This window comes from Lentilactobacillus sunkii DSM 19904, assembly GCF_001435575.1.
Lineage (GTDB): Bacteria > Bacillota > Bacilli > Lactobacillales > Lactobacillaceae > Lentilactobacillus > Lentilactobacillus sunkii.
Window position 1 is genome coordinate 36,525 of sequence record NZ_AZEA01000017.1, and the last position, 12,848, is coordinate 49,372.

Annotated in this window: 8 protein-coding genes; 4 read left to right on the top strand and 4 right to left on the bottom strand. The window is 43.7% G+C overall.

What is annotated here, in order from left to right; genetic code table 11:
• Positions 1 to 74: 74 nt before the first annotated feature.
• Positions 75 to 632: a TetR family transcriptional regulator gene (locus FD17_RS09485; protein ID WP_057825952.1), complete on the bottom strand. Its 558-nt coding sequence runs from the start codon at positions 630 to 632 to the stop codon at positions 75 to 77.
• Between the two features lie 172 nt (positions 633 to 804).
• Here FD17_RS09485 and FD17_RS09490 point away from each other — a divergent pair, with 172 nt between their 5' ends.
• Entirely contained in the window at positions 805 to 2,064 is a 1,260-nt protein-coding gene (locus FD17_RS09490) for a YhgE/Pip domain-containing protein (protein ID WP_057825953.1), read from the top strand.
• Between the two features lie 369 nt (positions 2,065 to 2,433).
• On the opposite strand, the gene FD17_RS09495 is transcribed toward FD17_RS09490, so the two are convergent.
• Genes FD17_RS09495 through thrC form a run of 3 tightly spaced genes read right to left on the bottom strand, consistent with a single transcriptional unit; the run spans position 2,434 to position 5,228 of the window.
• Positions 2,434 to 2,868 (bottom strand): ACT domain-containing protein, encoded by a 435-nt coding sequence (locus tag FD17_RS09495; RefSeq protein ID WP_057825954.1) that lies wholly within the window; start codon positions 2,866 to 2,868, stop codon positions 2,434 to 2,436.
• Positions 2,846 to 3,751, bottom strand: a complete 906-nt coding sequence (gene thrB, locus FD17_RS09500; protein ID WP_057825955.1) for a homoserine kinase — start codon at positions 3,749 to 3,751, stop codon at positions 2,846 to 2,848. The genes FD17_RS09495 and thrB overlap by 23 nt, the downstream gene beginning before the upstream one ends.
• Entirely contained in the window at positions 3,723 to 5,228 is a 1,506-nt protein-coding gene (gene thrC / locus FD17_RS09505) for a threonine synthase (RefSeq protein ID WP_057825956.1), read from the bottom strand. Before thrC ends, thrB begins: the two co-directional genes overlap by 29 nt.
• A 103-nt stretch (positions 5,229 to 5,331) precedes the next feature.
• On the opposite strand from thrC, the gene FD17_RS09510 reads away from it, so the two are divergent.
• From FD17_RS09510 to FD17_RS09520, 3 genes are all read left to right on the top strand, one after another.
• Positions 5,332 to 6,513, top strand: coding sequence for a homoserine dehydrogenase (locus FD17_RS09510; protein ID WP_057825957.1), 1,182 nt, complete (start codon positions 5,332 to 5,334; stop codon positions 6,511 to 6,513).
• Positions 6,510 to 7,838: an aspartate kinase gene (locus FD17_RS09515; RefSeq protein ID WP_057825958.1), complete on the top strand. Its 1,329-nt coding sequence runs from the start codon at positions 6,510 to 6,512 to the stop codon at positions 7,836 to 7,838. The genes FD17_RS09510 and FD17_RS09515 overlap by 4 nt, the downstream gene beginning before the upstream one ends.
• 221 nt (positions 7,839 to 8,059) lie before the next feature.
• The coding region (locus tag FD17_RS09520; protein WP_082617187.1) for a lectin-like domain-containing protein at positions 8,060 to 12,848 on the top strand (4,789 nt) is incomplete at its 3' end.

Below are 12,848 nucleotides of genomic sequence, written 5' to 3' on the forward strand. Positions count from 1 at the left end.
CTTCAATCAGCAAAATATCAACCACAGAAAGAAATCTGTCGAAAATCAATCAGACTTATAGACTTCAACTCTGGTCAATGCGTCTTCATTGGAAATAAGGTAAGAATATCAACCAATATTTCATGAATTTCTTCGGGGCGTAAGACGTGGTTATGATGCATGACATACGTCAGAACACTGATCGATAGACTGGATAAGACGGTTTGTTCCAAGGGTGATATTTCCCTAGGAATGATTTTTTTAAAGTATGAAGAAGCCACTTTCCACAAGGCTTGTTCCAGCGTTCCAGTGTTCGTTTGAATCGTAAGTAAGGCGATTACCCGTTCTCGTTCCCCCAGCAGCTCCTGAAGTTCAGGTGAAAGCTGCGTGAATAGATCTTCGAAAGACAGGTTGGCGTGGTTGATCGTCAACCGTTTTTCCAGCGCTTTGGCATATTCATCTGCAAAAGCCTTGATCATCGTTTCGGCCAACGCATACTTATCAACATAATGTTTATAGAACGTTTGCCTGTTGATCATGGCTTCCGTCGCAATATCCGTAACGGTCACATGTTGGAAACCTTCTTGGTTAACCAATTGAATAAAAGCCTGCTGGATCGCTCTATCGGTTCGCTTGGTTCTAAGGTCCGTCATCCTAACAACTCCTCCGGTATTATTGACAATATTATAACATGTGTCGTTTAACGTGACACATACTGCCAAATGCCTGCTTAGTTGTCAGCAGCCCTCATTTTGTAACTGGTGACCCATTGATTTCTCTTCTATACTTCATTTATCAAAACGAAAGTAAGAGGAGATATAGAATATGTTTAAGGTCTTTAAAAACAAGGGAATCTGGCTAGCCTTGCTAGCAGTGTTTGCTATTGTTGGTGTGTTCGCCACTTTACAAGTTGGTGTCAAAAATAATGTTCAACTTCACCGGGTACCCGTTGCACTCGTCAATGAAGACACGGGAAAGTCTGCGCAGAAAATTGATCATAAGCTGCGAAAAAAATTTACTGGTCACGACTCTCAGATCAAATGGGTGACCGTCATGCACGCATCCAGTCTCAAACGGGGATTCAACGACAAGCGTTACTATGGTGCTTTGATCATTAATCACCACTTCACCCGCAATCTAACAAGTCAAAGTACTTATGTGAAGTCTTTGATTGTCAAGCAGAAGTTAACGGCCGTGCAGAAGTCTGGTCAGACATTGTCGCCCATGATGAAGGCTCAATTAGCTCTTACTAAAGAGCATACAGCTACTGCACCTCAAGCCGCACCGCTTTCTGTCAAAATCAATCAAGGCATGAACGTGATGGTTGCCCAGGCACTTACCAAGGCTTTGCCTGCAATTGGAACCGCATTAGGTCAAAAGATCAGCCAGCAGGAACAGAAAGTTCTGGCGGGGAATAAAATTTATCTAAGTACCGCTAACTGGCAGGCTATTGGTCAGCCCATCAAGACGAATATCACGACCGTCAACCGCATCCCGAATAAAAGTGTTAGTGGGATGGCGCCCATGTTGTTCATCGTCTTTGCCTGGCTCGCCGCACTAGTCGGTTCGATGCTGATTTGGCGAGTCTTCCATAAGACCAAGCCAGCTGGCCGGTGGACCATTCGCCATCTGACTAGTCAAGTTTTGGCAGGCGGACTTGTAAGTATTGTCTCGGGACTGTCAATCTACTTCTTCGCCCACAACTGTTTCGACGTTGTCGTCCCGGATGCCAGCACGCTTATTTGGTTATTAATTGGTAATACCTTCGTTTTCTTTCTCATCCAAACATGTGTTTTGGATTGGGCCGGTTTCAAGGGGTGGCCACTGATTATCCTAGTTTGGATATCCTCTGCGGCGGTCCTGAGTTACGCCCCGGAGCTTCTACCAAGTCCCTCTCGGACATGGATCTATAGCTGGACGCCAATGCGCTTCAGTATGGATACCATCACAAACACGTTATACTTCCACAATGGCTCTGGCACGATGGCCAGCTCCCTTTGGACGATTGGCATAATTGGTATCGTCTTTCTAGGGATACTCTACTTAGTCGTCCTCAAAAAGGACCGACAAGGCCTCTTAAAATAAGGCTTCCCGAAGTATCTTTGAGGTAGATCAGCCAAAAGCGTCCACCATAACAAGCACCAATCCGGCTTGTTGTGGTAGACGTTTTTTTGTTATGGATATTTTTTCAAATTCACTTCATCAATTCGTCAAGTGTCAGCTTCAGAACCCATCATTATTCCCAAATTAGCTTCATTTGGATTGATGCTGCTTTCAAACTTCAGATAGATTGTTTTTAAATTTGCTTCGACGGCCGGCAGAATGCCTGCCTAGCCTACTTGGTGACGACCCTGTCCCCTCTATGTAAGACAAAAAATTCCAATGAGGAACAAAGACCGTTCCTCATTGGAATTTCTGACTTACACACCGGGGAAACCCGGGTCTCTTCGCACTCTATTCAATTGACACCAGCTGGACATTGCTTGCGCCTTCGACCTGCCGGATTTTCTCCAACAGATTATCGATGGTGCCGGTCAGGTTGCTCAGGTCCAGCGAGATCACGATACTGGCAATGTTATGAATGGGGATGTTTTGGTTAATCGTTAATACGCTGGCATTCGTCTCTGAAATGGTTGTCAGAACCTTCGACAAGATGCCGCGCTGGTTTTCGAGCATCAAGGAGATGACGGCTTTTCTGTCCATCATTCCTTCTTCGGGCAAGAAGACCAGATCCTTGTACTTGTAAAAGGTCCCCCGGCTGATGCCGACGACCTTTACAGCTTCACTGACCTGCTTAACCTTGCCGCTCTCCAACAGTTGGCGGGCTTGAATCACCTTATCAAAAGACTCTGGGAGAATCGAGCTATCAACGATGTAATACTTTTCCACGTTCACTTACCTCACTCACTACACCGGTTGAATCGACTGCCATCTTGCGGACAATCCACTTTGGAAATGCCACTTTGGCATCGGCAACGATTCGATCTGCGTCTTTTTCGTCTGCGGTGATGGCCATCATCGTTGAACCACTGCCGCTAATGTACATTGTGCCGCCAAACTGTTCGGAAATGTTTTTAGCTTGGCTGTAATCCGGAATCAATTTAGCCCGGTATGGTTCATGCATGCGGTCATCGCATGCTTCATGAATCATGTGGGTGTCACCGATCTCCAAAGCTTTGGTCATCGCAGTACAGTGGCTGACCTGATGAATTGCATCCGCGTAGCTTAAAGTTGTTGGTAACACTTTGCGGGCTTCGTGGGTGCTGACTTCGTAATCCGGAATCATGGCAACGAAGTGCAACTTGTCACTGACGCCATATTGGATAACCTGGGGTTCATTTTGATCATCGAGAAACGAGACGCACAAGCCACCAAGAATAGCCGGGGTTACGTTATCAGGATGGCCTTCCATCTGAGTTGCCAACACTAACAACTGATCAGTTGAAATGGCGTCATCGTACCAAACGCTGGCTGCTTTTAATCCGGCAACAACGCAGACCGATGAGCTGCCCAATCCACGAGCAACCGGGACGTCACCTTCAATGTCAATTTTTACGTTGGGAACGGGTTTGTCTAAGAAGTTACAACCCTTAACAAATGCTTTGTACACTAGATTGTTTTCATTTTGAAATTCTTTGGGGGATCCTGTGATGATAAGACGCTCCGAACTTTCGTCAAATGTAATGGTGGAATAATAAGACACCGCCAAACCGAGACAGTCAAAGCCGACGCCGACGTTGGCGCTAGTTGCTGGAACTTTGATCTTTATCATAGAATACCTCCTCAACTTTTTGTTTCACATAATCAGTCATTTGATCTTTTTGTAGGATGCTTTCGTGACGGACAGGCAGATCCCACACTTTTCTCAAGTTATCGGGAATCGGTGCGTGAGTTGCTTCGTGTAAATCTTTCATAACCTGTTGAACGTCATCGGAAGTTTCCGGCAGCACCGCATTGGCCACCGCATTGACAAATTTATATGGGCTGGCGGTACTTAACAGAATCATTGGCGTATCCGGATCAATCTTTTGATAGTCGCGCATCACTTTGTATCCGGCAGCTGTGTGGGGATCCATCAAGTAGCCGTTTTCTTCATAGACCTGGGCGATTGAGTTCTCAATATCGTCGTCGGTACTGTAGCCACAATAGAAGTCTTCTTGAATATTCGCCAAAACTTTCTTTGAAACTTCATACTTGCCGGTATCTTCCAGGTCGTCCATTAATTGTTTAACGTAATCGGTATCTTCACCGCTCTTATAGTAGAGGAGACGTTCAAAATTACTTGAAATTTGAATGTCCATACTTGGGGCAACCGTCTGGAAGAATGGGCGGTTACGGTCGTATACACCATGGTTGAAGAAGTTGGCCAAAACGTTGTTCTCATTACATGCGACAACGAATTTGCTCACTGGAAGGCCGAGCATCTTAGCGTAGTAACCGGCCAATACATCACCAAAATTTCCAGTTGGAACGGTGAAGTTGACCTTGTCTCCAACTTTGATAGAGCCGTCATTCACCAATTGTTTGTATGAGTCAAAATAATAAACGATTTGGGGGATGAGCCGGCCAATATTAATCGAATTAGCACTGGATAAGCTGACCTCGTCACCGAGGGATTTCTTCAATTCTTCATCATTGAAAATCCGTTTAACGTTGGTCTGAGCGTCGTCGAAGTTACCTTCAATTGCGGCAACCTTGGTGTTATCGCCGCCGGTTGTAATCATCTGCAGCTTTTGAATTTTGCTGACACCGCCGTCCGGGTAAAAGACGATAATTCCCATGTTGGCCAGGTCCTTGAAGCCTTCCAGAGCAGCCTTTCCAGTATCTCCACTGGTAGCAGTTAGAATCATTACCTTATTATTGTCGCTCAAAACATGTTTCATTAATTGAGGCAATAATTGAAGGCCGACATCTTTAAATGCACTGGTTGGCCCATGGAACAATTCCAAGACGTGGAAGTTGTCGACATTAACCACTGGGGTGATCTTTTGCGTATCGAAGCTTGATTTGTATGCGGCATCGATACTTTCATCAATTTCGTCAGCGGAAAAGTCAGGTAATAGGATACTTAGGACTGCTCTGGCAATATCTTGGTAATTTAATTTGATTAATTTTTCAAAGTTTACTTGGAGTTTTTCCAAGTCGGGATAAACGAAGAGACCCTTGTCATCAGCGAAGCCCTTCTTGATGGCTTGCTTGGCTGAAATTTGCACTGAACTGTTTCTGGTGCTCGTATAATATTTATTCATCAACTTTACTCCTTGCATTTCTATGATTTATATGATAATCTGTTTTCATGTTAAATACAAGTGTTTATTATTTGTGAACACGAGAAAATTGGAGGTTTGAGCTGTGAATATTGCAATATTAGGATTTGGGACAGTTGGTTCCGGCGTATACAAAATTATACAGAATGCAAAGCGCCAAGCCCAAAACCTCCATGTAAGGCATATTTTAATCAGAAAAAATAAAAAACCGGATTTACCGGAAATGACTGATAGTATTGATGAAATTTTAAATGATAAAGATGTTGACGTTGTCGTTGAAGTTATCGGGGGTATCGAACCTGCCCATCAATACATAGTTGATGCTTTAAAACATAAGAAGCATGTGATCACCGCCAACAAAGCGGTCATTGCTGAGTACATGGATGAATTTACCAGGATTGCTGCTGAAAATGACGCTAAGTTCTACTTTGAATCAAGTGTCGGTGGTGGGATTCCTTGGATTCAAGGGTTGGAAAGAGCCTTGCGGGTTGATGATGTCACCAAGATTCAGGGAATTTTCAACGGAACCAGCAATTTCATCCTTGATCAGATGCACCGCACCGGAAAACCTTTCAATGAAGTGTTGATGGAGGCCCAGCAATTAGGATATGCGGAAGCTGATCCAAGTGCCGATATTGACGGCATCGACGTTGCCAACAAGTTATGTATCAGCGTTGACATCGCTTATGACCTCTTCATCAAGCCAACTGCCGAGCTGCCAATCTTCGGGATTCGAAATATTACCGAAGACGACATGACGCATTTTGATAAGTTGGGGATGACCATTAAGTTGATGGGTAAGAGTCATCAGCGGGGCAATGAATTTGATTACATGGTTGAGCCAACCTTGTACTACGGCGATACCTTGGAGGCCCACACCCGCGACAACTACAATTTGATTTCACTGATTGGTGAAACCATCGGGACCCTGAAGTTTATGGGTCAGGGAGCTGGACAATTACCAACTGCCAACGCCGTGATTCAAGATATCCTGGATATTTATCAAGGCAAGGAACATTTGAAGCGCGAATTCAAAAGCAGCTTCAAGTTCCAGCCTAATTTGACCAAGAATGATTACATTGTTCGATCAGAAATTGACTGCTCGCCGTTATTCAAAGGGTTTGAAACAGAACTTCGCGGCGACTACCTATTGATTCACAATATTCCGGTCGGTGAGATGCACCGATTGATGAGAAAAGTGTTACAACGCGATGAATCAGCATTCATGGCAAGTTTACCAACTAAGAAAGGAGGAGCAGCAAAATGAAAGTAGCTAAATTTGGTGGAAGTTCAGTAGCAGACGCAGGCCAGTTCAAAAAAGTCCGCGCAATCGTTGAAGCAAATGCAGATCGTAAAGTAATCGTGGTGAGTGCCGCAGGTAAAAGTGATAGTGAGGCCGTGAAGGTCACCGATCTGTTGATTCAAGTCGAAAAATTGAGAGACGCGGGTGAAGATTATATGCCGGTGTTCAATCATATTCAGAGCCGTTTTGTGGGAATTAGGGATGCACTTGGTTTGAAGGTGGGCATTGAAACCGACCTCAAGAAGATTGGCAAAGAAATCCCAACTTGCAGCCATGACTACCTGGTTTCTCGCGGTGAATTTTTAACTGCCAAATTAATGGCCAACTTTTTAGGCTACCAATTCATTGATGCTGCCCGTTTCTTGGTATTTGACGAAAATGGTGTCAATTATGGTGAATCAATTAACCGTCTCCGTGATTTCATGAGCTATGACGACCATATCGTTGTTCCCGGCTTTTATGGGGTTGATGAAAATGGAATGACTCACTTGATGCCTCGTGGTGGGAGTGATATTTCAGGCGCTTTGCTGGCAAACTTCGTGGACGCTGATTTGTACGAGAACTGGACTGACGTGTCCGGTATTAAGATGGCTGACCCACGGATTATCAGCAACTCCCGTAAGATTAACGAACTGACTTATGAAGAGCTTCAAGAATTGTCATACATGGGCATTAGCGTATTTCAGGAAGAAGCCATTCAACCGGCCAAAGAAAAGCAGATTCCGATCGCCATTTTGAATACCAATCATCCTGAAGAAGATGGGACCCTGGTGGTCGATTCAGCTGAAAAAAATGGCCATCAGTTGGTTACTGGAATTGCCGGTAAGAAAGATTACGTTGTGATCTCAATCCAGAAGTACCAGTTGAACAAGCGCCTTGACGTCATGGCCAAAGTATTCTCAGTCATTCAAAAGTTCGGCGTAAAATTTGACTATGTTCCAGCCGGAACTGATTCGGTTCAATTCTTGGCAAAACGAGCAGACGTTGACGGTAAGCTGATGGCAATTGTTAGTGCTTTGAAGTCGGAATGCCAGTTGGACAACGTGAAATTAGAAAAGAATATCGCAATGGTTGCGGCTGTTTCCTCACAGCTGGGAAAACGCCCAGCCATTGCCGGTAAGATTTTAGATTTGTTGGACAACAGCCAAATCAAAATTCATTTAGTGGTTCAAGAAGGGTCCGACATTAAAGTCGTTTTCGGAGTTGCCAATAGCGATTACGAGAAGACGATTGAAAAGATTTATCGGAGTACTTCAGTAAGTGCGACCAGACTTAAAATGGTTATCTAATATGTAAAGATTGTAGAAGATAGAAAATAATCTATCTTCTTTTTTTATGCGTTCAGGGGGAAATAAATATATAAAATAATACCAAGTATAAAAATATATCCCATAAAGTATTTAAAAATCCCACTTTTTGTGATAACCTAACAGTGACATTAGCCAAGCAACGTGATACATGGGGTATTTCGCGGGTTACTGCCAACTACTTTGAAGGGGGATTTTTTTCTATGCATAATTTATGGAAAGATCAAGATCGAAAGGTCCATTTCAAAATGTACAAGGCCGGTAAACAATGGGTGTTTGCCGGACTTGCGGTTATTGGCTTGAGCGCGGGCTTAAGCATGTCCGGCGGAAACGTTCGCGCGGATTCCAATGTGGATGGTTCTGTTCCGCAGACGGAAAAAGCGGTGATGACTGATCCAACGCCGGCAGTAGTGGACAAGACAGCTGCTTTGCCCACTACTGAGTTGAAGCAGGCTGCGACTGCTCCAGCTGTGGAGAAGGCAAGTGATCCGCAGGCTGTCCAAACGGTTGGCGAGACACAAACCGGTAGTGATACTGCTGCCACGCCGGTTCCTGCTGAGAATGCACCAGCTGATGCGAAAGTGGATGGTAATGTTTCACCAACAGTAGCACAACCAGTTCAGGACAAAAAAGCTCAAAATAATTCCGTTGATAAACAAGTAGAACCATATACGTCAACGACAGAAAACAACACCGCAGCTGCAACCAATCCTGTGCAGTCCGCTGCTCAACCTGTTAAATCTTCATACCCACAGTTAGGTGCGAATGAACCCGATAACAATTCACAACAAACCGTTAGCGGACTTCAAGTTCAAGCGGATGATGCGAAAGCAACTGGTACAACAGCGAAAACCGATATTCCTGATGGTCCTGGTGTGGTTACAGTGACGCCGGCCACATTCCTGCAATATTTCACAAAACACTATTTCAATGATTGGGATGCAACTACAGGTAAATTCGGTTTAACAATGGACCTGCCAAGACAAGCCGGGAATACGACTCTCCAAACTAAGATGTATATGGGAGATAGCTTTCAGTTAAAGGGTGCAGTTATGTTGGGAAACCATGAACATCCCGAAACTGAGTGGGCAGATGGAATTACCTTTGGATTTAACAGTTCTCCAGTGGGTTCTGTGGGAAAATATGGGTCTGATTTTGGCATGGGAGGGTTGCAGAATGGATTTGGATTTAAACTGGATACATACTCAAATCCAGAACGTGATGATCCTGGTAAGTTTGGTAAGGGTCCTGGTCAAGCATATGCGGGTGGTTATTATCCAAACACGGATGCGTTTGGAGCTTTTGCATACGATGCCAAAGACAATACTTATCGGACTTACAATCCACAAAGTGAAACAGATCCAGCCGCTCCAAAATCATTAGGGTATGGACAATTAGAGCCAAACAAGTTCTATCCAATCGAGATTGACTATGACGGTAAGAGTCATGTGATGACGGCGACATTTGACAATACAACTTCCGGCAAGACATTGACTTGGAGCCACGATGTATCCGCCTGGGCTGGAAACAAAAAGGCTTTATCATTTATCATCTCCGCCTCTACGGGGGAGCTTTATGGAAAACAAAAATTCCAGCTTAAAAGCTTTAAATATACAGTTTCCGGAATTGCCAATGTGAAGTTTGTTGATGAAGACAACAATCCAATTCCAAATGCGCCTAGTGTTTCTGAGGTCTATGGCAGACTTGGTGAAGCAACGGAGCTGACTGATGCCACCGCCGCGATTCAAAAAATCGAAAGCGGGGGTCAATATTACTTTGATCGTGCTGTTCGAACAGGTACTGGAGATTTTGATGTCCTCAAGAATCAATTAACTATGACTAAGGATCCTCAAGACATCACATATTATTTTGCCAAGACCCAAACGGCAATTAAGGCTAATGATTTCACGATGTATACAGGCCAACCTTTTGGTTCTGATCTCAAAAATGTCAGTGTAATTGCCAAAGATGGAACCCACTTGCCTTCGTATAATATTCAGGTAACTTCCGATGGGGACAATAAGACTCCTGGAACATATGATGTTACTTACACAATCCCACAGTATGGCTATCAGGGTAGTCAACTTCCCTCGGTTTCCAAGACAGTTCATGCCACGGTTATTGAAAGTAAGGCCAAAATTGATGTTCATCCTGTAACATATAATGTTGGCGACCAGTTTGATCCAACTAAAGCCCTTACTTCTGTGACTGATGCTTCTGGCAAGCCGGTACCATTTGATGATCAATCATTATCAAATACAGTTATTGACGCAGCAAAGCATGTGGTTGATTCTGATAAGGTTACAAATCACTCAGGCATTTATGGCCTCCTGTTTGAATACAGTATAGATGGAATGCACGTATCAACTTCTCCAATCGTCAAAGTCACGGTTGTTCAGCCAGATAATGTGACAGTCAACTTAGTTAATGTTAAAAATGATGAGACTGTGAATACCGATGTACCGAAGAACCATCAGACAGATGATCAAATTGATGTCACGGCAAACAGTCCATATCTGAAGACAGTTATTCCGGATGGCTATCACTATGCAACGGCTGGTGATTTTACAGCGGATAAGGTGACGGATAAGGTTCAGCCAAAGACAAATCCGGCGTATACTGCCAAGAAACAAACGGTAACTGTTTATGTTGCGGGTGATACCGTAAAGCCAGGTGATGCAAATGCATTTACTCTCCACGACTTACTAAAAGATTCTAATGACGTTAAAGTTGGGAAGGATGTTTCACTTGGTGGAAATGTCGGTGATACCGTAGTTGCTACGGTTGACGCAGCTAAAAAGGCTGCCCATCCCGGTTATACGATTGTTCCCGGACAGAGTGATCAGAGCTGGGTTCTCCAATCTAAAAAGGGAAGTACAGCCAACTTTTACTTCACTGCTGATCCTCAAAATAATATTACGGTTAACGTGGTCAATGCGAAAAACGATCATACTCTCAGTACTGATGAACCAAAGGGCCACCATACCGGAGACATATTGGACGTTTCTCAAAATAGTTCCTTTGTTCAAGCCGTTAAGGGGAGTGGTTATCACTATGCAACCGGAAGCGAATTGAAAGACCATACCCAGCCTGTTAAGAATCCAGTTTATGACACGACTCCAAAAAATGTGAACATTTATGTTGCTGGAGATGAGCTTACTGATGCCAACGCCCTTGTAGTTCACTACTTAAAGGGTAATACATGGGATCATGTAAAGGATGATCGAAAAGTCAAAGGCACTGTCGGTGACACCATCGATTTGAAGCTTAGTGATCCGGAACAGCAGGTGCCAGGATATACATTGGTGCCAGGACAACAAGACAAGCCATGGACTTTAAATAATGCTCCCGGTCAAGAATGGGCATTTCATTATTCACCAAATCAGCAAAACAGCATCACCGTCCATTTCCTTGATGTGAACAATGATAATCCAGTTGGAGACCCTGTTAATCCGCAAGGACAGACAGGTGACGAGCTTAATTTGACCAAAACAAGCACTCAAATTCACGTACCTGAAGGTTATCATTGGGCAACTGATGCTGATTTGAAGAGCAATGGCAAGACGCAAATTCCTGAATTAAAATGGACTGTTGCTAAACAAAATGCGAATGTTTATGTAAATGGCAATTCGATTGATGACACGTCCGAAAATGCCTTAACAATCGATCATTATCTGGTTGACGACAATGGTAAGCCAACATCAAAGGCAATTGGAACTCCAGTTACGATTGGCGGTCGAGTGGGTCAAACCATCACCATTAATCCGCAAGATGTTCATTATGCTGTTCCCGGATATACAGCTGTTGGTAAAAATGTTGTCACCCGGACATTGGGAACAGGCAAGGTTGATCCGGTAAGCTTGTATTACGCTGCCAATAACAGTAGCAACATTACCATTCATGATATTGATGTGAACGGCGATCCTGATCACCCCGTATGGACCTATATTCCAACCGGTAAGACTGGTGAAAAGCTTGATTTAAATGATAACAAGAATTTGAACATTCCTGTCGGCTATCACAAAGCGACTGGTGAGGAATTAAATGGTCATACGCAACCAGCGGATCCAATATATTCTGAAACAGAGCAAAATGTGAATGTATACGTTACAGGGGATATGGTACAAAACGCCATTACTGTCCATCATTTACGACAAGATGAACAAGGGAAACCAACCAATCAAACAGTCGCACCTGATCACCCTTTGAATATCCGATTTGGTCAAAAATATTCAGTGGACCTGAGCAAAGAGCCACAAAAGGTCAATGGTTACACAATCGTTCCAAACCAAGTCGTTAAACCTGTGAAAGTGGGCCTAAATACTCATGAGAATGTGAATATTTACTACACCGGGGATGAAGCTTCTACCATTAACGTTCACCTGATTGATACCAATGTTAACGGTACGAAATTTAAAATCCAAGTGCCAGCTGGTCACACTGGTGAAGTTCTGAATTTGGATGATAAGTCCAAAGTTCAAATTCCAGATGGCTATCATCGTTCGAATAAGTCTGAGATGCCTGCTGGTGAGAGCCAGAGTAATAATCCAATATACACAACCAAAGTGCAGAATGTTCATGTGTATGTAACAGGTAATCCAATTGACAAAAATGGTGCGAATGCATTAATTATCAATCATTACTTGGCTGATGAAAAAGGGCAACCAACATCCCAATCTTTCGGAACACCCATTAGAATTGGCGGTAATGTTGGAGAGAAGATCACGGTTGACCCACAAAGTAAAGACTATCAAGTTGACGGATACACCGCACTTGGTAAAGGCACCATAATTCGAACCTTAGGCACTAAGCCTGTTGATCCAGTTAACCTATACTATCAGGCGAATGGTCTAAGCAACATTACTGTTCATTATTTAGATGTTAATAATGACAATCAGGTTGGTGACTCAGTTAATCCGGAGGGGCATACGGGTGAAATCCTGAATTTGGGTGAAACAAGTACCCAGATCCATGTTCCCGAAGGTTATCATT

Excerpts from the sequence above, each read along its gene's own strand:
- FD17_RS09485 (WP_057825952.1), bottom strand. The coding sequence starts at position 632 with ATGACGGACCTTAGAACCAAGCGAACCGATAGAGCGATCCAGCAGGCT.
- thrC (WP_057825956.1), bottom strand. The coding sequence starts at position 5,228 with ATGAATAAATATTATACGAGCACCAGAAACAGTTCAGTGCAAATTTCA.
- FD17_RS09490 (WP_057825953.1), top strand. The coding sequence starts at position 805 with ATGTTTAAGGTCTTTAAAAACAAGGGAATCTGGCTAGCCTTGCTAGCA.
- thrB (WP_057825955.1), bottom strand. The coding sequence starts at position 3,751 with ATGATAAAGATCAAAGTTCCAGCAACTAGCGCCAACGTCGGCGTCGGC.
- FD17_RS09515 (WP_057825958.1), top strand. The coding sequence starts at position 6,510 with ATGAAAGTAGCTAAATTTGGTGGAAGTTCAGTAGCAGACGCAGGCCAG.